This is a genomic window from Paenibacillus sp. FSL M7-0420, assembly GCF_038002345.1.
Lineage (GTDB): Bacteria > Bacillota > Bacilli > Paenibacillales > Paenibacillaceae > Paenibacillus_AQ.
Genome location: NZ_JBBOCJ010000001.1, coordinates 5,168,128 through 5,191,688, shown reverse-complemented (window position 1 = coordinate 5,191,688; position 23,561 = coordinate 5,168,128). Strand labels below are relative to the sequence as shown.

The 23,561-nt window shown below is 51.5% G+C and carries 21 protein-coding genes; 16 read left to right on the top strand and 5 right to left on the bottom strand.

Annotated features, from left to right (window positions below):
• Positions 1-25: 25 nt before the first annotated feature.
• From MKX51_RS22070 to MKX51_RS22055, 4 genes are all read right to left on the bottom strand, one after another.
• Positions 26-931 carry a discoidin domain-containing protein gene (locus tag MKX51_RS22070; RefSeq protein ID WP_340993890.1) on the bottom strand — a complete coding sequence of 302 codons (906 nt, stop codon included), beginning with the start codon at positions 929-931 and terminating at the stop codon, positions 26-28.
• Between the two features lie 277 nt (positions 932-1,208).
• Entirely contained in the window at positions 1,209-1,523 is a 315-nt protein-coding gene (locus MKX51_RS22065) for a DUF6809 family protein (RefSeq protein ID WP_340993889.1), read from the bottom strand.
• A gap of 216 nt (positions 1,524-1,739) precedes the next feature.
• Positions 1,740-3,479 carry a HAMP domain-containing sensor histidine kinase gene (locus tag MKX51_RS22060; RefSeq protein WP_340993888.1) on the bottom strand — a complete coding sequence of 580 codons (1,740 nt, stop codon included), beginning with the start codon at positions 3,477-3,479 and terminating at the stop codon, positions 1,740-1,742.
• On the bottom strand, positions 3,476-4,210 hold the full coding sequence (locus MKX51_RS22055; RefSeq protein ID WP_340993887.1) for a response regulator transcription factor: 735 nt from the start codon (positions 4,208-4,210) through the stop codon (positions 3,476-3,478). The genes MKX51_RS22060 and MKX51_RS22055 overlap by 4 nt, the downstream gene beginning before the upstream one ends.
• 203 nt (positions 4,211-4,413) lie before the next feature.
• Between MKX51_RS22055 and MKX51_RS22050 the strand changes: the two genes are divergently transcribed.
• The 6 genes from MKX51_RS22050 to MKX51_RS22025 all read left to right on the top strand — a co-directional run bounded on the left by MKX51_RS22050 (position 4,414) and on the right by MKX51_RS22025 (position 10,601).
• A complete protein-coding gene (locus MKX51_RS22050; protein WP_340993886.1) occupies positions 4,414-5,103 on the top strand; it encodes a CPBP family intramembrane glutamic endopeptidase in 690 nt (229 codons plus the stop codon).
• Positions 5,104-5,216: 113 nt separating this feature from the next.
• Positions 5,217-7,028, top strand: coding sequence for an ABC transporter ATP-binding protein (locus MKX51_RS22045; RefSeq protein WP_340993885.1), 1,812 nt, complete (start codon positions 5,217-5,219; stop codon positions 7,026-7,028).
• Positions 7,029-7,098: 70 nt separating this feature from the next.
• The gene (locus tag MKX51_RS22040) at positions 7,099-8,790 is read left to right on the top strand and encodes an ABC transporter ATP-binding protein (RefSeq protein WP_340993884.1); all 1,692 of its coding nucleotides are present in this window, start codon (positions 7,099-7,101) and stop codon (positions 8,788-8,790) included.
• A 48-nt stretch (positions 8,791-8,838) separates the two neighbouring features.
• Entirely contained in the window at positions 8,839-9,486 is a 648-nt protein-coding gene (locus tag MKX51_RS22035) for a hypothetical protein (protein ID WP_340993883.1), read from the top strand.
• 42 nt (positions 9,487-9,528) lie between these two features.
• Entirely contained in the window at positions 9,529-9,978 is a 450-nt protein-coding gene (locus MKX51_RS22030) for an Appr-1-p processing protein (RefSeq protein ID WP_340993882.1), read from the top strand.
• Between the two features lie 248 nt (positions 9,979-10,226).
• Positions 10,227-10,601, top strand: coding sequence for a VOC family protein (locus MKX51_RS22025; RefSeq protein WP_340993881.1), 375 nt, complete (start codon positions 10,227-10,229; stop codon positions 10,599-10,601).
• 17 nt (positions 10,602-10,618) lie between these two features.
• Here the strand turns inward: MKX51_RS22025 and MKX51_RS22020 are convergent, their stop codons facing one another.
• Complete coding sequence (locus MKX51_RS22020) at positions 10,619-11,416, bottom strand: helix-turn-helix transcriptional regulator (RefSeq protein WP_340993880.1); 798 nt, start codon at positions 11,414-11,416, stop codon at positions 10,619-10,621.
• A gap of 187 nt (positions 11,417-11,603) precedes the next feature.
• Here MKX51_RS22020 and MKX51_RS22015 point away from each other — a divergent pair, with 187 nt between their 5' ends.
• The 10 genes from MKX51_RS22015 (at position 11,604) to MKX51_RS21975 (ending at position 23,278) form a co-directional block, all read left to right on the top strand.
• A complete protein-coding gene (locus tag MKX51_RS22015) occupies positions 11,604-12,617 on the top strand; it encodes a glycoside hydrolase family 5 protein (protein ID WP_340995678.1) in 1,014 nt (337 codons plus the stop codon).
• A 59-nt stretch (positions 12,618-12,676) separates the two neighbouring features.
• On the top strand, positions 12,677-14,626 hold the full coding sequence (locus MKX51_RS22010) for an alpha-L-arabinofuranosidase C-terminal domain-containing protein (RefSeq protein WP_340993879.1): 1,950 nt from the start codon (positions 12,677-12,679) through the stop codon (positions 14,624-14,626).
• A 105-nt stretch (positions 14,627-14,731) separates the two neighbouring features.
• Positions 14,732-14,824: a type II toxin-antitoxin system HicA family toxin gene (locus MKX51_RS33245; RefSeq protein ID WP_445322026.1), complete on the top strand. Its 93-nt coding sequence runs from the start codon at positions 14,732-14,734 to the stop codon at positions 14,822-14,824.
• Positions 14,825-14,848: 24 nt separating this feature from the next.
• A complete protein-coding gene (locus tag MKX51_RS22005; RefSeq protein ID WP_340939007.1) occupies positions 14,849-15,274 on the top strand; it encodes a type II toxin-antitoxin system HicB family antitoxin in 426 nt (141 codons plus the stop codon).
• A gap of 223 nt (positions 15,275-15,497) precedes the next feature.
• Positions 15,498-16,073, top strand: coding sequence for a TetR/AcrR family transcriptional regulator (locus MKX51_RS22000; protein WP_340993878.1), 576 nt, complete (start codon positions 15,498-15,500; stop codon positions 16,071-16,073).
• Positions 16,074-16,138: 65 nt separating this feature from the next.
• Entirely contained in the window at positions 16,139-16,750 is a 612-nt protein-coding gene (locus MKX51_RS21995) for a GNAT family N-acetyltransferase (RefSeq protein ID WP_340993877.1), read from the top strand.
• Positions 16,751-17,592: 842 nt separating this feature from the next.
• On the top strand, positions 17,593-18,771 hold the full coding sequence (locus tag MKX51_RS21990) for an ROK family transcriptional regulator (RefSeq protein WP_340993876.1): 1,179 nt from the start codon (positions 17,593-17,595) through the stop codon (positions 18,769-18,771).
• Positions 18,772-18,813: 42 nt separating this feature from the next.
• Positions 18,814-19,797 (top strand): ROK family protein, encoded by a 984-nt coding sequence (locus MKX51_RS21985; RefSeq protein WP_340993875.1) that lies wholly within the window; start codon positions 18,814-18,816, stop codon positions 19,795-19,797.
• Positions 19,798-19,828: 31 nt separating this feature from the next.
• Positions 19,829-21,010, top strand: coding sequence for an MFS transporter (locus tag MKX51_RS21980; protein ID WP_340993874.1), 1,182 nt, complete (start codon positions 19,829-19,831; stop codon positions 21,008-21,010).
• 18 nt (positions 21,011-21,028) lie between these two features.
• Positions 21,029-23,278, top strand: coding sequence for a helix-turn-helix domain-containing protein (locus MKX51_RS21975; RefSeq protein WP_340993873.1), 2,250 nt, complete (start codon positions 21,029-21,031; stop codon positions 23,276-23,278).
• Positions 23,279-23,561 lie beyond the last annotated feature (283 nt).

The window sequence follows — 23,561 nt, the reverse complement described above, 5'->3', positions numbered from 1 at the left end:
AGAGTATCATACATAATGGGACTACTTATTCGGTTGTTGTATACTCACTTACTTCAAAAGTTAGGATCTTATCATGTATTACGTATTCAGTGCGTTTACTGAAGGGGCCTTTGTTGTAGTCGTATTTATCAATTCCATACCGAGCAGATCCGTTCGCTGAGTCGTACCAAGTTAGGAAAGCATCAACTTCAGAAATGGGAAGGTCGAATTCTTTATCAACTCCATTTGTTAATGTGACTGTCAATAATGCGCGGTCGCCGCTGGGTAATTCAGGTAAATTAGTAGGAGTGGGTACTGGAGTTTCAATAGGTTTTGGAGGTGCGGTCGGCTCGGGTGCGGCTGTAGCAGTACTATACATTTCTATTGCTCCTAATGCTACATCTCTAGGTTCCCCATTATTATCAGTGATATTTAATCTATATTTTTTATAAGGATTTTTATTAGTGAAAGAAAATACTTTTTTTACGTTTGGCTTCCAGTCTGTAATATCTACCTCAGAATCGAGCACAATCCAGTTTGTTCCGTCCCATGCATCCAAAGTAAAGTCTTTAGGTGTTTCTCCTTTATAAATATCTTGCTCAATCCATGGACGAGACAATAATGCATACTGGTTGACTACAACCGGGCGATCAAATTCATATGCAACCCATCCAGATTTATTACCTTGGCTGGTACCCCATCCAACATCGGTTAAATCTCCATCAAAAAGTCTAAATGGTTGGTGGTGAGCTATCCCATCAACACTAACCCAAACGCTACTAGCAGTTACATGCCCAGTCGGAGCATCATTAGAGGTCATAATAGGAATCAAATTTTTGGGTGTTGAACTCTCTTCAGCGGAGGTTAATAAAGGAAAAGTGAATGAGGAAAGTACAGCAATAATCAATAATACTGAAAAAGTCGAGATGACGATTTTAAATGATCTTGACACTTTTTGAATACCACCTTTGTAATAAGATGTGATAAGAATAAAGTTTTTTAAGTGACTGTGTCTAAACATTAATTCTTATATTTGGGATATATAGATTTAAGACATTAAAAGTACATAATTATGGTAAAATAGTCACTTTAATAAAAGTAAAAGCCCATCAACCTTACTGGTCGGCGGGCTTTAATCATTGTTAAGTATTAGGCAAATAATCTGGATTGTTTAGAATCTGATCCACTATAAAGAGCAGGTCATCATCATTTACAATTCATTCTGTTAATTACTGAGTCTTATCACCATCAACACTCAACCGACCAGCAAGCCCCTTCTCCCCGGTCAAAACCTCTACCATAATCCCCGCTCCCAAGCGAAATCCACACTTGAAACTAGCTGCCAACTCCATGCCATGAGTTTGACCATACAAGTCTAACAGTGCTTCTAATTCGTCGAATTCCTCCGCTGAAAGCCGCTCCTTCCAAACCTCTATGATGTCAGATGTTCTTTTTCTTAAAATAGAGTACTGTAGGTCATCGGGTATAATGTTTTCATCGGGATGCAAGTTGCCATGATACAGGCTTTCTAGGATACTTTCCACTTACTCATCTCCTTCATCTTTGTGTTTAACAGTAAAAGATATAAACTGTTAAATCCACGTAGTTTACTCTACAGAATGATGGAGATTACATGAATCCTTAGGAATAGTAATATAAATTCTGTTAAATGTGGGATGACAATGGATGCCTTTGAGTATGTATTCATACTTAAACAGAAACAAGGGCTCCAGCTCATCAGAACTGGAACCCTTTTTTACTCAGCACGGCAAAACAATCTCAAACTCCGTGCCTTGCCCGGTTGTCGATTGAACCTTGATTTCCCCACCGTGTGCCTCCACGATGGTCTTGGCGATGCTCATGCCGAGGCCGGAGCCGTCTGTGGATTCTTCGGTGTTGGTTCCGCGGTAGTAGCGGTTGAACAGATGATGCCGTGTTTCCTCGTCCATTCCTTTGCCATTATCAAGTACCCGTATGCAAGCTCTGTCATGGACTCGGGTAAGAGTGACGGTAATGGTGGTGCCGGGCGGATTATGCTTGACGGCATTGGACAGCAAATTGTCCATCAGCCGCTGTAACCAGGTGGCATCTGCCTGTATGAGCAGGGAACCCTCTTCCCCGGTGTAGTGAAACAGATACTCAGACATAGTGGCGTCATTGACGTACTTCAACACCGAGCAGCGCACCAACTCTGCCAGATCTGTCTCCCGGCGGACCATGATGGAATCGCTCTGCTTAAGCTCGTGGATCAGCGAGAAGTCGGAGATCAGCTCCAGCATATAATCCCCTTTTTCCCGGATGGTCGCGCCCATGATCCGCATTTCTTCTTGGCTCCATTGCTCGGGCAGCTTCTCCAGCATATACCCGTAGCCTTGAATCGTGGCCAGAGGGGTGCGCAGATCATGGGAGATTCCTGACATCCACTCCGCCTGCTCTTTCTCCAGCCTCTTGCGGTCCCTCTCGATTTGAGCCAATTGATGAGTCATCTGATAAAAGGCTTGAATAACTTCCTGATAGAGCCGATTGCGGGTTCGCATCGTGCCGTTGCGGCGGAATACCTTGCGCTTGTCCTTGGCGGTAAGCACCTCATCGTATTGCCCTTGGCCCATCCGTTCGAACCAGCCTGCGAACAGAATCAGGGGCCGCCCGAAGCGGTAGCCATGCCAGATGGAGACCGACAGCGCGAGGATCAGGATCAGCACTGCAATCCAGATCAGCCTTGGCGTTACATTTTCCAATACAGGATGCTTCAGAGGGAGTCCCGCTGCGTGGGTCGTATAGACGATCCAGGTCATCCCGCTCGGCTCGTCCCGGTGGGCCACAATGCCCGCGTCGTAGTTGTCTGGAGACTGCTGGATGGCCAGAATGTCCAAGGGCCGATATGCTTTTGGTACATATGTCTGATCGCCGATGCCTTGTACGGTGTTACTCTCAGGATCGATCACTTGCAGATAACTGCTGGTCTCCCGAAGCTGCTGTTCCAAGAGGGGAACCGCCTCACTCCTTACCATGCCCTGCTGTCCGTAAGCGTTGAACCACTCTGTAAGCTGGTCCAGGTCAGGAGTTGGATAACCGAGTACATATAGAAGCGGGTCCTTGAACGAGAAATTCAGTTGTGTCTGCACAGCATAAGAACCCAGCCTCCGTGTCTCCTGGATATCGAGCAATTGAGCGGTGGAATAGGAGGCAGGCAGTGCAGAGTTGGACGTTGTATTAATGCTGTAGACTACGTCTCCCTCCGCACTAACCACCTGCAGCCACATCCCCTTCTCCCCAATAAGCTTGTTCCACTGGGAAAAGATATGAAGCTTCCCGTCTTTGTACTGGGCTTCTTGGGAGATCTGCTCCAGGACGCCAACCGGAAAGTTCCGGCGGATCTCATTGCTGGTCATGTTCTGGAAGAACATGATGCAGGCAGCCAAGGCAATGGTCACAATCGCCAGCGCATAGAAAATCAACTGATACGTGAAGTGGAAGGCCATGCGTTGCTGGATTCTCATCGTTCCTCCGGCTCCTTCACCAGCTTGTAGCCCAGTCCGCGTACCGTAAGCAGCAGCTTCGGGTCGCCGGGATCGAGTTCGATCCGCTCCCGAATGCGGCGGATATGCACCATCACGGTCGAATCATCGCCCTGGCCGTTGATGCCCCAGACTTTGTCGTAGAGCTGGGTTTTGGAGAAGACGATTCCGGGATGCCGGCAGAAGTGCAGTAATAGTTGGAAGACCTGTGCAGGGCAAGGAACAGGCTGTCCCTCAACGGTCAGTTCGCCCTCCGCCTCGTTTAGGGTGAAGCGACTGAACCGGTAAATTCCCGCATCCGGATATTTCGCAGCACTGGCTGCCAGAGCTTCCGGCTCCAAACGGCGTATGCGTGCTTGAATTCTTGCGGCTACCTCCAGGGGGTTGAAGGGCTTGGTGATATAATCATCCCCGCCCATGGCGAAGCCTTTTAGAATATCGAGATCAGTCGCCTTGGCAGTGAGGAACAGGATATAAGGATTCCCGTATTCGCGGATTTTGGAGCAGAGCTCCAGCCCGCTGCCGTCGGGAAGCATAATGTCAAGCAGGACGATATCGGGAACCACGCGTTGTACCAGGCTAATAGCTTCAGTACAAGTGGAAGCCCCGTACAGTTGTTGAAAGCCTTCGCGGCGAAGCACCATTTGCAGCATGGTGATGATCGAAGGTTCGTCGTCAACGATAGCGATTTTAATCGCGGATAGATTTGGCATTTTGTCACCCTTGTTCAAAATAGCATAGTTATCTTAACAGAACCTAAACAGCGGGGACAAAATTAAGCAAAAATTCAGTGGTTCGTTTAAGTTCCGTTCCGGCGGGGTTGGTAGGATAGGTCTGAGCAACAAATTCGAGCTTCGATGAGAAGAGTAGGAGGAAAATAGTATGAGTAAAAATGGTCACGATCGGGGGACTGGCAATGAGCAGCCCTTCCTTAACTGAAATGCCTCACACCCGGCCCGGCTGGCCGGAGATTCTAACTGCACTGTCCCTCTATATGATCGGCGTCGTAATCCTTGGGGTCTGGATGCTTCAAATTCCTGATGAGCAAGCCATCTTGCGGATTAATATCGGAGGTGCAGCCAATGGTCTGATTGGCTTCCTGGCTTTGTTTGCAGCCTACGCCCTGCGGATTCGCAATTTACGCGCTTTCGGGTTTCGGATGACGGAGCGGAAATGGCTGCTGATGGCGGTTGTCATCGGGATTGCCGCGTTCGGGGGATGTTTTGTGATCGAAGGGATCTATTATCACTTTGTTACCGAGATCAACACCCAGGCGGACTTCCAGACGGCAGCGCAAGGCGGTCCGCTCTCCATGTTTATTCTGCTTATCACCGGGGCCATTCTAACGCCGCTAAGCGAGGAATTTGTCTTCCGCGGCGTCATTGCCAATGCACTGAACCGTTATGGCCCATGGGCCGGAATAGTAGGCAGCGCTGCAATTTTCGGCGTGGTTCATGGATTCACCGTGATCCTGTTAGACGCGTTCATGGTCGGTGTTCTGGTGGCGTACCTGTTCCGCAAGACAGGCTCCATCTGGCCGGGAGTCGTGGTGCATATCGTGTATAACGGCCTTAATCTTCTCTATTATTCTACGCTATCCCTATAATCTGACAGGTTATTCCTCCAGGATGGAAATGATACTATGAATTAGGGCACGCTTTGCGAGTCTTTCCTATTGTGATTCGTCCCTACCATAATTCATTCCAACAAGGAGACTACATGCTTACTTCAAGAAAATATACAGTATTCGATCTAATCAGGATTCCGCTTCGGGTGATTCCGGTGCAGACGGCGGCGGCGGTGGGGTATATGCTGGTGGATGCCCTGATGCCTGCGTATCAGACGCTGGTGATGGCTTATTTCATTAATACGGCGACCCATATTGTGAATGGCCGGGCGGAGTATTCGTTAATCTATAGGCCGCTTGCGCTGATTTTGGGTTATGTGATCGTCACTCATCTGCTTCCCAGCCTGATGCAGCTGATTGAGCTGACGGGGCGCAACCGGCTGAATGTGCGGCTGAAGCGGGAGATGGTGCTCAAGCGGGCGCGGCTTGCGTATCAGCATATTGAGAATAAGGAGACTTCGGAGTTAATTGATAGGGTGTGCGGAGATCCGGTGGGTCATTTCATGGGCGGGTTCAACAATATGATGAGTGGACTGAATCTGCTGATTGGGACTGCTTCGCTGCTTGTGATTGTGATGTCGTCCACGTTCGTTACGGGGATAGTGATTGTACTGGTTGCGGTGCCTTTGTTCTATATTGCCATGAAGACGGGCAAAGCGAATTATGTGCTGGGGATGGATGCGCAACGGATACGTAGAAGGAGTGCGGATCTGGCCCATATCCTGACCAGCCGGGAGGATGCGGAGGAACGCACGTTATTCGGTTATGGTCCGGCGCTCAGGGAGCGGTACGATAAGCTGTATGATCAGACATACTTGGTGGAGAAGAAGATACAGATCCGCAGCTTCATTCATCTGAAAAGCGGCTCGATCATCGCCCTGCTGATCGGCATCATTATTGTGGCCTTGCTACTGCCTGCGCTGCACTTGGGCGAGGTATCGATTGGCCTCTACATTTCGCTGGTGACCGCGATCTTCAGCCTTGTGCAGAGGATGTCCTGGCAGTTAGCCGAGACGATGCAGGAGCATGCGCGGATGAAGGAGTATCTGCAGGACTTCTCTGCTTTTGCCGGACTCAGTGAGAAGAAGGATGCTGCTGCTCTGCCTGTGGAGTGGGGCGGCTTCGTCTTTCAATCGCTGGAATTCAGGCAGGTGAGCTTCCGCTACCCGGATACGGAGAGATACATATTGAATCAATGCTCGTTCACCATGGTTAGCGGGAAAAGCTATGCCATTGTCGGGGAGAACGGGGCCGGAAAGTCTACCCTAATCAAACTGCTTACCGGGATGTACGATAACTACGAGGGCGAAATCTACATTAATAATAAGAACCTGCGGGAGTACAGCTACCCGGAGCTGAAAAGCATCATCGCAGTGGTTTTCCAGAATTACGCCAGGTACGCGCTGACGATCCAGGATAATATAAGGCTGGGGAATATTCTTAGGCTAGATGAAGAGCGAATCCGTCACAGCATAAGCAAGATGAATCTGGACAGGATGGTCCAGGGGCTGGAATACGGTCTCGATACTTACGTCGGCAAAATCCAAGAGAACAGTCTGGACCTCTCCGGCGGGCAGTGGCAACGGTTGGCGATAGCCAGACTGTTGTACTCCAGCTCAGCTATCCATATTATGGACGAGCCTACGGCTGCGCTGGACCCCATCGAAGAGAGCCGGCTATATGAAATGTTCAGCAGCATCCGCGCAGACCGGTTCACTATCTACATCACCCACAGGCTAGGTGCTGCGAGAATCTCGGATGTGATCCTGGTGGTGCGAAGCGGGCGGATTGCGGAGCAGGGCTCCCATGAGCAATTGCTGGAAATCCCGGATGGAATCTACCGGAAAATGTTCGCCAGCCAGAAGTCGTGGTATGAGGCAGAGAGTATGGTGCAGCATGGATAGACTACAGGGGCAGGGATTCCTGAGGAACGGGACCAGATGCCTGCGTCTTTTATTCCAGGTGAATCCCGGGATGTCTTACACGTACATCGGTATTGCCTTACTCCAGGCGGTCTCCTGGGTGTTGCAGGTATTATTTATGCAGAGGTTTCTGGATGCAGCGGCTGCCTATGCTACAGATCGAATAGAATTCAAGATGATTCTATTTTCCTTGGGCGAGCTGGCGCTTATATATCTGTTCTATCATGTCATGGACGGACTCGGGAACTGTTATGAGGAGATTTACGGGCTAAGCGTGGGCAAGCACCTGAACCTGATGATTTTTAAGAGAGTAGATTCGTTACAGGTCTCTGAATTCGAGGACACGAAGCGGCTGGATTATATCCACAAGGCTGTGAACGGGAGCGGCAAGCTGATCTGGATCGGTACTACCTTACTGGATATTCTGTTCTACTATACGACTTATTTTGTGTTCATCGGGTGGTATCTGTTCACGCTCAAGCCAGTGCTTGCGCTAAGTATTGTCGTCGTATTCATCCCGGTGATGCTCTCCCAAGGGGTGCTGATGTCAGCATTCAAGAATCTGGAGGCGGCATCTGCCCCGATCCGGCGGGAAAGTGACTACTACGAACGGTGCTTGACGGACAAAGCGTATCTCTCGGAGACCCGGCTGCTGGGAGCTACTGCATTTTTCGAGAATCTGTATACCTCTGCCCTGCAACGGTTGAACGCTATTGTACTTCGGACGCAGGTGCGCAAGCAGCTCGTTCAGCTCATTCTGAATATAGTGACGGTTATAGGCTACGGCCTGATCGTGTATATGCTGTTCGTGTCTGTGATGAGGCAGGAGATTTCGATTGGAGCTTTTGCGGCGGTGCTGGCTTCGATTGGCAGTCTGTACCGGTTCATGAACAAACTGATCACCGAGAGAATCGCCTGGGCTACGGAGAATATCGGGTCTACTGAGAATTTTCTGGATTTCATCGACGAGCTTATTCAGAGAACTCACACCCTGCCAAGGCCGACAGACCGTGATATTGAGCTAAAAGGTGTCCGATTCCGTTATCCGCTGGCAACCCGAAATGCGGTGGAGGAGATCGACCTGATCATCCCCAATAAGCAGACGCTGGCAATTGTAGGCGAGAATGGAAGCGGGAAGACCACACTGTGCCGCATCATTATGGGCTTATACCCGCCTACGGCAGGGGAAGTGTGGTATGGGGAGGTGGAGGCCTCACGGACTAGCTATGAGCGAACGTCGGCTGTTTTTCAACACTACCGCAAGTATAATGAGACCTTACGAGAGAATGTGCGAATCAGCCAATGTTCTAAACCAGCAGATGATTCCGCAGTAGTATCCGTGTGCGAGGAGGCCGGGATGCTTTTATCCGGTGAAGGGTTTAAGGAAGGGCTGAATACGATGCTGGGACGCGAGTTCGGCGGTACCGATCTGTCCGGCGGTCAATGGCAGCGTGTGGCGATTGCGCGCGGATTGTTCCGGGACAGCGACCTGATGATTCTGGATGAACCCACGGCGGCCATCGATCCGCTGGAGGAGACCCATCTGTACAACGATTTCGCCGCCCTATGCCGGGATAAAACCGCAATCCTGGTTTCCCACCGATTAGGCTCTGTGAAGCTCGCGGATCGAATTATCGTGATGAAGGACGGACGGATCGTGCAGGACGGCACGCATGAGGAGCTTATGAGCACGGCGGGCGAGTATCGGACGATGTATGAGGCGCAGCGGAAGTGGTATGTGTAGGTAAAATGTGTATTATAAGAGTATAGTTAGTCTCAGGAGGAATGCTTATTGGCTACATGGGTTACTCATTTTAGAATAGCTGAAGCATTAATGAAGGCGGGAGTTCCGGTATCCAAGGTTGATTTTCTGGTAGGAAATATTGGCCCGGATTGTGGGATCGTTGATGAGGAGGGGAGTCTTGCTCCATTTCGGCATGTACCTAAGAGTGTTACCCACTTTAAGGATGGACAGGGGATTCAGCCTGAGCTGTTCCGGGAGCAGTATGCATTGAAGGATGTTGAGCTTACTTCTGGCGCAGGTTCCTACTATTGGGGGTATTACTGTCATCTTATAACGGATGTCGAATGGATCAAGTTAACTAAGAGCAAGCAGGAGGAGACGGTACATCAAGCTATAAAAGGTACTCCCAATTACAATCAGCTGGTAAAGCGGGACTGGTATTGGCTGGACTTCAAATATTTGAAGCTGCATGGCAATCATGTGTTTTGGACTGATGTGCAGCATATTCAGCAATATCCTGAATACTTACCGTTCTTCCCTAAGGGTCAGACCTATAAGCAAATACAGAATATCATTCACTTTTATTGTAACACTGAAGTGCCCATAGAATATGAACCTGTTTATATGAAGGAAGCGGAAGTAGATGAGTTTGTACTAGAGACGGTGGACAAGATCCGGGACATGATGGGATTATAAAAGGTAACCAAACACCAAAGTCACAACAACAAGGAGAGAACCATGACCATCCAAATCGTAAACGGCGATCTATTAGAGGCCAGTGAAGATATTCTGGGACATCAGGTGAATTGTCAGGGGGTGATGGGGTCGGGGATTGCGAGGATTCTGCGGGACCGTTATCCGAATTTATATCCTGAGTATAAAAAATACTGTGACTCTTACACGCCTGACGAGCTGCTCGGACACTGCCAGCTGGTGCAGACGGGCGCGAAGTACACGGCGAATCTGTTCGGCCAGCTTAACTATGGAAGAAGCAAAATCCGGTATACCGATTATGCTGCGTTGGAGCAAGCGTTAACCACTCTGAAGATAGAAGCGCAAGCCAAGGGTCTGTCTGTGGCGCTTCCGTACAACATTGGCTGCGGGCTGGCGAACGGGGAGTGGAGTGTGGTGGAGGAGATGATCGGGAAGGTTTTTGCAGACTATGAAGTAACTTTATATAAGATTTAAATTATCTGTGCACTATACTTCTGCTATCTATAAGCTTTAAGTTATGAAGCAGTCCGCCTTAGAGGGGGCTGTTTTTTTACAAGAGAATTTATATGTTTTGGGGTCCCCGCAAAGTACCTGAGTCATCATCGAAGCTTAAGCCCCACTTTGTGGGGTTATTTTATAGATTTATATTGTGAATTACTATAATATATAACTATATTATGAAATCAAGTTTCATTAGATGAAACTGCTAAGGAGGAAGATGGATGACCTACAATTATTATGGTCTAGACCATGTACAACTGGCAGCCCCGGAAGGCTGTGAAGCTGAGGCCCGGAGATTCTTCAATGGGTTGTTAGGCTGGATGGAGATACCCAAACCAGAATTGTTGCAAAAGCGTGGCGGGGTTTGGTTCCAATGTGGGACGCATCAAGTACATATCGGGGTTCAACGGGATTTTGTTCCCGCTACCAAAGCGCATCCGGCATTTCATGTAGAGCACTTGAATGAGTTGCGTGAGTACCTGCTGCAGAATAACATTCAAGTCACGAATGATGAAGCAAGGGCGGGTGAAGGCGTCAGGCGTTTCTATATAAACGACCCTTTTGGGAATCGTCTTGAGTTCTTGGAATATCACTAAAAATAAAGCCAGACTGCTTACAAGCGGTCTGGCTTTATTACGTGCTCCCTATACTGCGACGGCGTCTGCCCCGTCTGCTGCTTGAACTGGCGCATGAAGTGGATCTCGCTGGCGTAGCCGCTCATTTCTGCGATTTTTTTGACGGAGATGTCTGTGGTGGTGAGCAGGTATTTGGCATGTTCGATCCGGCTGGCGATGACGTCGGCCATTGGGCTTACGCCGAAGTAGTCTTTATACAGATGCTGGAAGCAGGAGCGGCTCATGGTCAGCTCGTGGGACAGTCCGTCGATGGTCCAGTTGAGGAAGGGCTGGTTGTAGATTTTGGTGCGGATGACGGACATCTTGTTGTAGTGCGTGTTGCCGACTTCCTTCTGGGCCGAATGAATCCGGTTGCTGAGCTTAATGAAGAATAGCCGGAGATATAATTCAATCGTTTCGTCCTTATGCGGGTTCTCGGAATACACCTCATAGCACAAATGGTTAATGATGATCGACAGCTCGTTCAGATCGCCAATCGGGATTACTTCATCTCTGGGGATCACCAGCCGATGCAGCAGCGCTTCATCCCCCGGCTTGTCCAGCCGGAAATGGAACCAGTCATTGGTGAATTGTGACCCGTAAGCCCGGTAGAACTGGGGCGTATGCTCACTGTACAGGATGAAGGAGTCCGGCCCCGTCACCCGGCTCTCTCCCTTCAAAGTGAAGATGGCCGGCGTCTTCAGCAGCAACAGCATATAGTCTCCCGACCCTTGGGGCCTGTTGATGATGAAGTCCGCGTCATGGCTGTGATTGTAGCCGATATTGTGTATGTTCATATGAACCTCCTGCGCAGCAGATAGGTCTATTGTAGAAGCTAAGGGTGCCTTTTGTAAATGAGGATTGCACAATATGTTAGTACTTACGCACGATGTGTAATTGTTCTGCGGCCAGGGTTTATCTATGCTTAAGACAGGTAGAAGTAAGAGCTTACAATGAAGGCTGAGGCCGGAGAGGATGATCGTGATGAAAGAATGGACGGGTTATACCAGAGGGGTGAATCTCGGAGGCTGGCTGTCCCAGTGTCCTTATCAGCATGCCCATTATGATAGCTTCATTACGGAGAAGGATATCGAGACGATTGCTTCGTGGGGCCTGGACCATGTCCGGCTGCCGGTGGATTATGAAGTGATAGAGGATTCGGGGAATGCTGAGACTTACGCCGGGTTCAAGCATATCGACAACTGTATCCGCTGGTGTGCTGCCCATAGGCTGAATCTCATTATTGATCTGCATAAAACGCCCGGGTTCTCCTTCAACAGCGTGGCCGAGAATTCCCTGTTCGATGATCCGGCGCTCCAGGAGCGGTTCCTGAATCTGTGGAAGGCGATTGCCAGCCGGTATGCCGGCTATAAGGATACTGTGGCTTTTGAATTATTGAATGAGATTGTGGAGCAGGACAGCAGCCGCTGGAATGCACTGGCTCACCGGACGATTGCCGAGATCCGCAAGCACGCCCCGGAGACCAAAATCGTTATCGGCGGCATCCAGTGGAACAGCGTGCATACCCTTGGGCTGCTGGAACAGCCTTTTGATGAGAATATCGTGTATACCTTCCACTTCTATGAGCCGTTCCTGTTCACACACCAGCGTGCGGCTTGGGTGGAGCAAATGCCTAAGAGCGACATGGACTATCCGGGTGACCTGAAGAACTACCGCAGCACTTCGGCGGCTATTGGCGCTTTCGGCTCCGGGCTTCATGCAGAAGGTATCAGCGAGATGGGTCCGGCATACATGACCAGCCTGATCCAGAATGCAATCGATGTTGCAGCAGAGCGAAACGTATATCTGTACTGCGGCGAATATGGAGTCATTGAGCAAGCCCCATCGCAGAGCGTGGTGAACTGGTACAAGGATGTGCATGGCGTGTTCGAACAATACAAGATCGGCCGGGCCGCCTGGACGTATAAAAAGATGGACTTCGGCATCTCTGACCGCTACGACAGCAGCATTACGTCTGAGATAATTACTTATTTATGAGCTGGTAAATAGAGAACTGGAAAATATACAGACAAGGAAAAGTGGCGGAGGGGAAATAAATGAAAATACAAATTACAGATAAACCCGCAGTATCGATCTCAAAAGGGATGATCGGGCTGTTCTTCGAAGATATCAACTATGGGCTGGATGGCGGACTGCATGCCGAGATGATTGAGAACCGTTCCTTCGAGTTCATGAAGGCGACGGGCGACAGGGGGAGCTACAGCGAGAGCTACGACGGGCTCTATGGCTGGACAGCATATCCGGCTGAGGCGGCCAGCGGGGCTAAGCTTCAGATTCAGACGGAGCATCCGCAGAATGAGGTCAATCCCCATTACCTGGCGTTTACCGCCGGGGAGACGCAGAACGCTTTTACCAATAAGGCCTATGATGGTGTGTCCCTGAAGCCGGGGCTTACGTATGCGGTATCCTTCTATGCCAGAGCGGAGGGGTATGCAGGGGGAATTGAGGTTTCCGTTGAGAAAAATAGCGCGGTTATAGCGCAGGCTGTCATCGCGGCAGCAGTAGGGGAAGAGTGGACACGCTATACAGCGCAGCTTAGCAGTAATGAAACTGTGTCGTATGGAGATTTCGTCATCCGGCTGGATGCGCCGGGCACGGTCTGCTTCGACTTCATCTCCATGATTCCCTCCGATGCCGTGCTGGGTCTGTTCCGCCGGGATCTGGTTGAACTTCTGGAGGAGATGAAGCCAGGCTTCTTGCGGTTCCCGGGAGGATGCATTGTTGAGGGCTATAACCTGGAGAACCGCTACCAATGGAAGCGGAGTGTGGGTGCCGCCGAACAGCGCAAGAATAACAGCAGCCGCTGGGCGCTGCACGGGAATAATGAAGAGAATCAGTACACGAGTGAGTACAGCCACTATAATCAGAGCCTGGGTATTGGGTTCTATGAGTATTTTCTGCTGTGTGAATACCTGGGGGCGCGGCCGATTCCGGTGCTGAATGTCGGGCTGGCCTGCCAGTTCCAGTCTACTGAGCATGTGGGTGTACACGATGAAGATTTCCAGGAGTATATTCAGGATGCGCTGGACCTGCTGGAATTCGCCAACGGACCGGTGGATTCACCGTGGGGCCGCCTGCGGAGTGAGATGGGTCACCCGGAACCATTTGGTCTGGAGATGATCGGGATCGGCAATGAGCAGTGGGAGACGGAGCACGCGGACTTTTTCACCAGATACGATCTGTTTGAGCAGGCGATTCATGCAGCGTACCCGTCTGTGCAGCTGATCGGCTCTGCCGGGCCGGATGTCAGCTCAGACAACTACACCCGGGCGTGGGAGTATTACCGCAAGCGGGCTGAGGGCAATCCGAATTTCGTATATGCGGTGGATGAGCATTATTATGTGAAGCCGGAATGGCTGTGCGAGAACGTGCATTTCTATGATAAGTATCCGCGGGATATTAAGGTGTTCGCCGGGGAATATGCGGGTCACTACGGCAACGGGATGAATATGCCGCACTTCAACAGCTGGGGGGCTGCGCTGGCAGAGGCTGCATTCCTGACGGGGCTTGAGCGCAATGCCGACATCGTCGTGCTGGCCTCCTATGCTCCATTGTTCGCCAGACTCGGTTATGCCCAGTGGTCGCCGGATATGATCTGGTTCGACGGGGAGAGCAGCTACGGCACACCAAGCTATTATGTGCAGCAAATGTACAGTACGTTGATGGGAACAAAGGTGCTGCAGACCGTACATGATCAGGAGGAGATTCCTTACACTGTCTCTTATGATGAGGAGCAGCAAGTCCTTTACGTGAAGCTGGTGAACACGCTAGACCGCAAGGTTCAGGTGGAGCTGGAGACTGCGCTGAGCTTGACCGGACGCGGGGAGGCGTATGTCATGCAGGGACAGGAGGCGGAAGTGAACTCGATTGAGGCACCGTGCAATATCGCGCCTAAGCGTGTGCCGATTGAGACCGCAAGCCGGATGGTCTATACACTGGAGCCGAAGTCGTTCCATGTGCTGCGGATGGAGTGCGGGAAGAAGTAATCAGTAATCTGAGTGGCGACATTCTAACCTCTTAAGAAGCTTATTAGAGCTTTTTAAGGGGTTTTTTTATAATATTTAACACTGTGTATACTCAACTATTGACACGTGCTGCAACACGTATTATCTTTACCACATCCCAACAAAGATCTGCCGAAGAAAACCATCATAAGTATCCTCAAGCAGGCAGGACTTCAATAGTTCCATCGAAAGGAGACTATACAAATGAAGGATAAATTGAAATTTTACCGCTATTTTGCGACCTTTGAACAAGACGAAGATGGAATTACTGTAGAATTCCCTGATCTTCCTGGTGCAATTACCTGCGGTCAGAATATAGACGAAGCGTTCTATATGGCCAAAGATTGTCTCGCGCTGCACCTATTTGGGATGGAGGAAGACGGAGACTTGATTCCTGCTCCCTCTGGTATTGATGTACTCAATACACTCACAGCAGGAACAGGGAAAATTGCTGCTCTAATCGAAGTGTTCATGCCACCCTACCGAAGTTCCATATCAGAGCGTTCCGTGAAAAAAACACTAACTATTCCCAAATGGCTGGATGACCTCGCCGCGAAAAATAATGTGAATTACTCGCGGATTTTACAGGATGCATTGAAGGAACAGCTCGGTGTGAATGAAAGAAGATAATCCATAGATAACAAACCTCCCCCGTGGAGGAAAAAGCAACCCCCTTACAGAAGCGTTCAGCTTTCTTGAGGGGGTTTTTGCTTTGGCCTTGAACAATTTGACACCACCCACCTCCCGGTATAAAATAAACTTAAATGATAGATAAACATATCATTATAATAATTAAAGTATCATTATGTTAACTGAAATCTCACATATTCTACAGCAGAGGCAGGCCATATTCATGAAAACCAGTGTTAAAGATAACAAACGGAAGGCTATTCTGGACGCGTCGACGGAGCTGCTGGCGTTCAAGCCGACCGCTACGCTGCAGGAGATCGCGGATCACGCAGGGATCGGCATTGCGACGCTGCACCGCTATTTCTCCACCAGGGAGCTGCTGCTGGATGCGCTGGCGTTGAATGCGATCGGGCTGGTGGATGAAGCGCTCGGGGGCGTTACCGCAGAGGAGCACGATATGCTTCCATTCCTTACGGAAGTGTTCGAGGTGCTGATTCCATTGGGCGGCAAGGTGTCTTTTCTCAGCTTCGCTGCCTCAGTGGACGAGAACCCGCATATTGTAGCTGAGGAAGCACGGATTAAGCAGCCGCTGCGGGAAGCGGTGGAGGGCTGGCAGGCGCGCGGTCTGCTGAATACCGGAATGCCCGCCCACTGGATCATCACGGTCATGTATAATCTGTTGTTCGTTGCCTGGCAGGAGATCCAGAAGGGGAATCTGGCGAAGAATGACGCTCCGCAGCTGCTGGTTCATACAGTCCTCCAAGGCTTCGGCAGAACAGGGCAAGAGAACGGCAGGTAACCGTGAAGAGCACTCGTTCACCAAGGCAGATAGAATCTGGAGTGGAACAATAAGGAGGAACCTGTATGTCAACACTACAAGTAGAGATCGCAGATCACTTGGATGAAGAACAGAAACGTGAGGTCGCCAGGCTATACTATCAGGCTTTTACCTTGAAATTCAGTGGAATATGGATCTTCTCCCGTAAAGAGCAGGATATTGTGGAGGTCCTGAGCCGCTGTCTGCGTTATGACAAGGCCCTGTACGCGGTATATGAGGGAAGGGTCGTAGGCTTTGCCGGTCTGGAGACAGGAGATGGCTTCTTCATGACGCTGAGTTACCGTTCGCTCAGACAGACCTTCGGGCTGCTCGGCGGCGCTTGGCGTTATGCAGCCTATGGCATCTTCCGCCTGCTCCATGGTAATACCCCCACAAATGCAGTGCATATCGATCCGCTTGTAGTGTCTGCGGAAGCGAGAGGACTTGGCGTCGGAACCCGGCTGCTGGAGGCCGTCTTCGCGTGGTCCCGGGAGGCGGACCGCAGTAAGGTGCTGCTGGAAGTCGTGGATACTAATCCGCTGGCGAAGAAGCTGTATGAGCGGGTGGGGTTCAAGACCTTCAAGGTGCAGAATACCCGCTTGTTCTCCGCTCAGGCCGGCTTCCACAAAGTGCTGCATATGGAGAAAATGCTGAATTAGCCTGGCACGCATTCCCGGTCCGCAGGAGGATCTGCGGACTTTTGCGGTTAGTGGTGGGGGGCGGACTGAGATTCCGCTATTGTGGATTTACAGCGCCATAGTGACTTTTGGCGGACTGACAATCCGCTATTGCTGCTCAAACAGGCTGTTTGGGTGACTTCTAGGGCGGATAGCGGAATCTCTGTCCGCGAACAAGCGAATAAGTAACAATTTCGGCAAAATAGCGGATTCTAAGTCCGTGCCATCAGGCTCGTACACATCAGTTCCCCCAAGCTCGTCGCAAAATCGAATATTCCAAGAATCCGCAGAGCTGATCTGTGGGTTCTTGCTGCTGGGGAGGGAGGGGCGGACCTGACCTGACCGGGAAAAGGGCCGAGCGAATGCTGCGGATGGTCAAGTGTGCATAGGTAATAGAAAGTGTGTGGTCAAGGGCATCGGCTAAACTGCTATGGCCAAGTTTTCAAAGTGGCTGCGGACTGAGATTCCGCTATTGTGGATTTACAGCGCCATAGTGACTTTTGGCGGACTGACAATCCGCTATTGCTGCACAAATAGGCCGTTTGGGTGACTTCTAAGTCAGATAGCGGAATCTCAGTCCTCGAACAAGCGAATAAGCAGCAATTTCGGCAAAATAGCGGAATCTCAGTCCCCAACATGAGGCTCGTACACATCAGTTCCTCCCCCCAAGCTCGTCGCAAAATCGAATATTCCAAGAATCCGCAGAGCTGATCTGTGGACTACTGTTTTATTAGGGGCTGGATAAATCGCCCGAAAGACTGTATATTTAACTATACATTAAGTTAGTAAACTTAATTAACTATATATAGAACGGAGTATAAATCGTGAGAATTCAAACGGCCGGGACCCCCAAGGTCATGCGCAATCTGAATGAATTTCTGATTCTGGACCGGATTATCGGCGGCGGGCCGCAATCCAGAGCGGATCTTAGCCGGTATACCGGCTTAAGCAAGCCTACGGTATCCTCGGCCATTGCTCATCTTATAGAACGCGGACTGGTCAGAGAGACCGGCAGAGCGGAGAACACCCAGGGCCGCAAGGCAACACTAGTGGAATTCAACCCGAAATGCTGCTATACCCTAGGGGCCGAGGTCGGGGGAAGCGGCCTGCGCATAGCACTCGCAGATATGAGCGGAGAGATCTGCTATTACAAGCAGCTGTCTATGCCGGAGGGCGGGCTGACAGAGGCGGTGTGTCAAGACTTCCTGGTTCAGAGCATAGAGGGACTGCTTGCGGATTCCGGGATCTCCCGGGAGAAGCTGCGGGCCGCGGCTTTCGGGATTCCAGGCGTAGTAGACCCGGCAGATGGCAGCGTGTCTGACCTGGTTGCCCCGCTGCGCGGGTGTGAAGGGGTGCTAGCAAGGGCTAATCTGGCCCGGCTGTTCCCCGTGCCCCTTGTGACAGAGAATGATGTCAACCTCGCATCTCTGGCGGAGTATGCCTCTTCGGGAATGGAGGCAAGCGGCTCTCTCCTATACTTCTCCATCGGTGCAGGAACCGGGGGCGGCCTCATTATCCACGGGGAGATCTACCGGGGGCTTGGCGGCGGTGCAGGCGAGCTGGCGAATCTGATGCTGAGCGCAGGCAGGCTGGAGGACGTACTGTCTACAGACGGATTAAGGCAACTGGCCCATCGGATGGCAAAAGAATACACAGGTGCAGCTGATACAGCGCATTTGCTGTCCACACCTGGAGGAACGGCAGCGCAGATATGGGATGCAGCGCGCAGAGGCGAGCCCCTTGCACTGACTATTATCGAGGCCTACTGCAATCTGCTGGCAGAGGCTGTGGGCAGCATTTGTACAGTGATGGCTCCAGCGACTGTGGTGTTTGGAGGCGAACTGGGCAGCCATGGAGAGATCCTGCTGGAAAGGCTGGAAGCCAGGCTAGGCGGGCTGCACCGGAAGCCCCGGTTGGCTGCCTCCAGCCACGGGGACAAGGATGTGGTGCTTGGAGCGGTCCAGACCGCGGTCCAATTGGCTTTTCGTGAGATGCGGGCATAGGAGCGTAAGCATATATTTTATAGAATGACGGGGGAATCCTAGATGAATATGTTAACTGCCGGAATTGATGTGGGCGGCACCAAGACACTGCTATGCCTCACAGATGAAGAAGGAACGGTGCTTGAACAGTACAAGGTGGAGACGCAGCTGAGCCGGGAGCCGGAGGTATTCTTCCGCTGGTTATTCGCTGAACTGGAGCAGCTCTGCCAGCGTAACGGCAGTTCGCTCTCCTCCTTGCAGGGAGTGGGCATCGGGTTCCCGGGAGTCATGAATGAGCGCACCGGCACCCTGACCAGCGCACCGGCGCTCAATTGGCCTGCAACTATGGATATCCGTCCGGTCATTGCGGCTTACTATCCCGGACTGGTGGTGCTGGATAACGATGTGAATATGGCGGCTATGGGCGAGTATGCAGCGGGCTCTGCTGCGGGGTCTGAGCATTTCATTATGATCACGGTCGGGACTGGGGTGGGCAGCGCCTTGTTCCTGAACGGCCAGCTCTACCGGGGTGCCAGCTTCGCGGCGGGTGAGATCGGCTATCTCATCGTTGAGCCGGGAGCGGTTCATGCTGCTGCCGATCCGGAGTACAGTGAGTTCGGCCCGTTTGAGATGGAGGTATCCGGCACGGGAATCGGGGCGAAGGCGGCGGCCAGGCTGCACGGGAATAACAGCAGTTCATTGATCCGGGAGCTGGCGCAGGGCGATGCGGTCCGGGCGGAGCATGTATTTGCAGCGGCGCAGCGGCAGGATGAGACAGCACTTGCGCTGCTGGATCATGCGTATGAACAGATGGCGGCGGCGGTCAAGAATATAGCGATTACGCTGGATCTGGAGCTGGTCATTCTGGGCGGCGGTGTCGTGGAGAAGAACCCGGGCTATGTGCAGGAGGTTGTAGCGCGGGTCAGCCGGTATACTCCTGAGCAATCTTTATTGATCCGGCAGGCGGTGCTCGGCAATCAGGCGGGAGCGATAGGTGCTGCGGCGGCGGCCCGAAGCAGGCTGAACGCAGGAACCGGGCAGAACTGAGGGTATGAATATGAGACGCGGAACAAGTATAATGAGATTCTCTGTAGGCAGCAAAGAGAGCGAGGTCCTGCTGAAGATGCGCGGGCTGTATCTGTTCACAGGTCTGGCCGGGGGCAGCTTCAACCCGTATGTCACCTCCCTTCTGGTTCATCAGGGCATGACGAGCCAGAGAATTGGAATTATGATGGCCTTCGGCACCTTGCTGGCGATTCTGTTTCAGCCGTTATGGGGAATTCTGGTGGACCGCTATCAACGAACAAGACTGGTACTGATGCTTACCCTGATTGTTCCTGGCACCATAGTCTATCTCTACAATGTAAAATGGCTTGTCGTAATTGTGCTGGTATACAGCTTGTATACGATTTTTCAGAGCACCCAGACGCCGGTTGCCGACGCTTATGCAGTGAATGCAGCTTCAGCCGCAGGTACCTCGTTCGGGACCATCCGGCTGTTCGGCAGTATCGGCACGGCGCTGGGAGGGTACTTCGGCGGATTGTATCTGAACTGGCTGGGGGTCACCGAGCTGTGGATTCCCTTCCTGCTCTTCAACCTGCTTGCTCTTATGCTCGTGATGACCATCCCGGTGAATGTGGAGCGGCGGACGCAGCATGTAACCTTCACCAGCGGAATCAGGCAGCTGCTGGGTAACCGGGTCTTTCTGTTGTTTCTCGCCGGTTGTTTTCTGGTGAACCAGACGCTTACGGCCTTCAACTCCTTCTTTGTCCTGACCTTCCAGATGGCGGGCGGGAGCTTCGCGTGGTCAGGCATCGCCCTGATGATTGCTTCCATTACCAGTGTTCCGGCAATGCTCGTGGCCGCAAGCGTTCTGAAGAAGTACGGCTATGAGAAAACACTCATGCTGGCCTCTGTTGTCTACATGCTCCGCTGGGCGATCCAATGGCTCATTCCTGTTCCCGGTGTTATGATAGGTGTCCAGACGCTGCACGGCATGTCTTTTGGTTTCTTTTACATTGCGGCTGTGGAATATGTGGCCTCTATTACGGGCAAAGAGCTGCAAGCCACAGGACAAAGCCTGTTCAATATGGTGTTTGTGGGTCTTGGAGGCATTGCCGGGAATCTGCTGAACGGGTATCTGCTGGATAGCGGAGGCCCGGGACTGATGTATTTCTCCTGTACGGTCAGCGCCGCGTTAGGTGCATTGCTGCTGTACAGAGTCAAGTCCATTTCACATAAAAAGCAGCAGTCTGAATAAGAAGAAGGGGGAAGCTCTATGAAGCGCAGTTGGTATAGTCGGATGCTATTCTCATACTTCCCTGTCTTCCTGCTTGTAGTCACTGTTCTAATCTTCCTGGCCTTCATGGTCATTACGGAGCTGTCCCGCAGCGAGACGGAGAAGGCCAATTACATATCTACCAGCTATGTGGCGGATACGGTGGAGCGGACCTTGAATGATATAGAGCTGGGGGTGCTACAGGAGATCGGAAATAACTATTCTTATAATGACTTCCTGGATGCTCCTTCCGGCACAGACTCACCGGCTGGCAGCTCGTATGAAATTGTGCAGAGCATGAACCGGCTATCTGAACGCTTCAGCCTGATTGATTCGATCTATGTCTACCGTAACAAGGACAAGCTGATGCTGGGCCAGAGCGGATACGTGAATCCAGGACAGGGCCAGGGGCTGGAGGCGGAATATTTGCAGCAGCTCTCCGCGAATAAGCAGCAGCAGGGGTGGAGCGCTGTACGGATGGTTCAACCCAGGAACTCTCAGGATTTACGGCCAGTGATCAGCCTGGCCAGCAGGCTGCCGATTCCTTGGGGCTCCGATGGCTATATTGTTATTAATGTGAGTGTGTACCGCATAGAACGTCTGGTGGACAGCTTGACTAGTGGAGAACTGTCCTTCCTGCGGATCAAGGATGTCTCAGGGACGGCGATCTATGATTCCGCTCCTGCCGCAGACGGCGGGAAGAATAGAACGCTCTCGAAGGTCGAGGCGAAGAATCTGGGCTGGACCTTCGAGAGCGGACTCCGGGCCGGGCGCTTATTCGACTGGATCTCGGTGATTTCCTACGTCTGGTTCATTCTCGGGCTGCTGACGATTGCGCTGGGCGTAGTGTACATCATCTACATCACCAGGCGGAATTACCGGCCCATCCATCAACTGATGGTGCGGATTCAAGGACTCCAGCCTGCGGCCCAGAATGCCGCGCCTGCCGTAGCTTCCGATGAGCTGGCTCTGATGCATAACGCGCTGGACCGGCTGGTGCAGATCACTACCGACTATGAGCGGGAACGTTATGAGAATCTGGTTATTCAGCGCCGGGAGCTATTCCTGGATTTCCTCAGCGGGCAAAGGCTGGAGGATGCGGCAGAGCGGCTGGAGACGCTGGACCCCTTCGAGGGCACCAGGGAGTTCGAAGCGTTCGTTGTATTCGCAGCCGAGCTGAACCGGGAGAAGGACTGGCATGCGCTGCCTGCTCAGGATCAGAACCTGCTGAAATTCGCCTTAACCAATGTACTGGGGGACCTGATGGCAGATAAGCAGCTACAGGCCTGGGCCGAATGGATCAGCGGGGAGCGGCTTGGGATGATCATTGGCCTCCGGTTCCGGCCGGTGAAGAATGACAGCGATACGATGCTGGAGCTGGCAAGAGACTGCCACCGCTGGATTATGGATAATCTGCGGGTATCCCTGACCTTCGGAGTGGGCACGGTCGTCCGGGACTGGCGGGAGATCCGGGATTCTTACGCGGCAGCAGCTGAGGTGCTCAGTCACAGGCTGGCCCTGGGAACAGATATTGCGGCAGTCCAAATGGATCAGCCGGTCGATTCCGGGCTACAGAGCTATAAATACTTCGGCAGCTTCACCCAGCTGGTCCGTGAATTCCGCCTGTCGGGCGAGAACTGGCGAATCCGGCTGGACGAAATCTTCGATTCCTTCCGCAAGGACCGCCTGAAGGACGAAGAGATCTATATGCTACTGGAAGTGCTGCTCCAGGCGCTGGAGCAGGAGCTTAAGGGCATAGCGGAGACGCTGGACCGTCAGCTCGCGGCAGCATGGAGCAGTGGTCTGCGGGAACGCATCCGGGGCAGCACCGATCTTGAAGAGATCCGGGAGCTGCTGACCGGCTGGCTGAATGAAACCTACCATGTCTATGTGTCTGTCAATGAGCTGAAGAGCCACCGGGTGATGATTACCGAGGTTAAGCATTATATCGAAGAGCATTATGCTAATCCTGATCTGTCCTTGAATCATCTGAGCGAACGGTTCCAGATCTCTGCGAAATACGCCAGCTACCTGTTCAAGGAAGAATTCAATATGAAGTTCGTGGACTTTCTCGCAGAGCTGCGGCTGATGAAGGCCAAGGAACTGCTGGAGACGACTTCTGAGAGCATACAGGATATTGCCCTGCAGATTGGATATGCTAATTCCATTACCTTCGGACGGGTCTTCAAGCGTATTACGGGTATGACCCCGGGAGATTACCGCAAATTGAAGCTCCATAAAGATGAATAAGCATTGCGTAAATCCGGCTTCAGCAGATTCCGGGTTTGCGCTTTTTTTGATTATTGTGGGAGGTTTGGTGCAATGGGTAGTAAATACATAACATGATTAGTTATATATGAGTTAGGTATTTAGGTTTATGGATACAATTTTCGTGAAGCATTCCTGCGATAATTGTATATTCAGAATGAAAAAAGCTGCAATTTCATTGGTTTTTTCATGAAAATTCAATAGGAAACATGTATATTGTCGAATTCCGCAAACGATGTAATAATTCATCACATGGTCAAGCCGT

What these genes read in the sequence shown, in the direction of transcription:
- MKX51_RS22015 (WP_340995678.1), top strand. Translation starts at nt 11,604, where the DNA reads ATGAAAGAATGGACGGGTTATACCAGAGGGGTGAATCTCGGAGGCTGG.
- MKX51_RS22045 (WP_340993885.1), top strand. Translation starts at nt 5,217, where the DNA reads ATGCTTACTTCAAGAAAATATACAGTATTCGATCTAATCAGGATTCCG.
- MKX51_RS22000 (WP_340993878.1), top strand. Translation starts at nt 15,498, where the DNA reads ATGAAAACCAGTGTTAAAGATAACAAACGGAAGGCTATTCTGGACGCG.
- MKX51_RS22060 (WP_340993888.1), bottom strand. Translation starts at nt 3,479, where the DNA reads ATGAGAATCCAGCAACGCATGGCCTTCCACTTCACGTATCAGTTGATT.
- MKX51_RS22005 (WP_340939007.1), top strand. Translation starts at nt 14,849, where the DNA reads ATGAAGGATAAATTGAAATTTTACCGCTATTTTGCGACCTTTGAACAA.
- MKX51_RS22010 (WP_340993879.1), top strand. Translation starts at nt 12,677, where the DNA reads ATGAAAATACAAATTACAGATAAACCCGCAGTATCGATCTCAAAAGGG.
- MKX51_RS21980 (WP_340993874.1), top strand. Translation starts at nt 19,829, where the DNA reads ATGAGATTCTCTGTAGGCAGCAAAGAGAGCGAGGTCCTGCTGAAGATG.
- MKX51_RS22020 (WP_340993880.1), bottom strand. Translation starts at nt 11,416, where the DNA reads ATGAACATACACAATATCGGCTACAATCACAGCCATGACGCGGACTTC.
- MKX51_RS22025 (WP_340993881.1), top strand. Translation starts at nt 10,227, where the DNA reads ATGACCTACAATTATTATGGTCTAGACCATGTACAACTGGCAGCCCCG.
- MKX51_RS22050 (WP_340993886.1), top strand. Translation starts at nt 4,414, where the DNA reads ATGAGCAGCCCTTCCTTAACTGAAATGCCTCACACCCGGCCCGGCTGG.
- MKX51_RS22040 (WP_340993884.1), top strand. Translation starts at nt 7,099, where the DNA reads ATGTCTTACACGTACATCGGTATTGCCTTACTCCAGGCGGTCTCCTGG.
- MKX51_RS22055 (WP_340993887.1), bottom strand. Translation starts at nt 4,210, where the DNA reads ATGCCAAATCTATCCGCGATTAAAATCGCTATCGTTGACGACGAACCT.
- MKX51_RS22030 (WP_340993882.1), top strand. Translation starts at nt 9,529, where the DNA reads ATGACCATCCAAATCGTAAACGGCGATCTATTAGAGGCCAGTGAAGAT.
- MKX51_RS21985 (WP_340993875.1), top strand. Translation starts at nt 18,814, where the DNA reads ATGAATATGTTAACTGCCGGAATTGATGTGGGCGGCACCAAGACACTG.
- MKX51_RS21975 (WP_340993873.1), top strand. Translation starts at nt 21,029, where the DNA reads ATGAAGCGCAGTTGGTATAGTCGGATGCTATTCTCATACTTCCCTGTC.
- MKX51_RS21995 (WP_340993877.1), top strand. Translation starts at nt 16,139, where the DNA reads ATGTCAACACTACAAGTAGAGATCGCAGATCACTTGGATGAAGAACAG.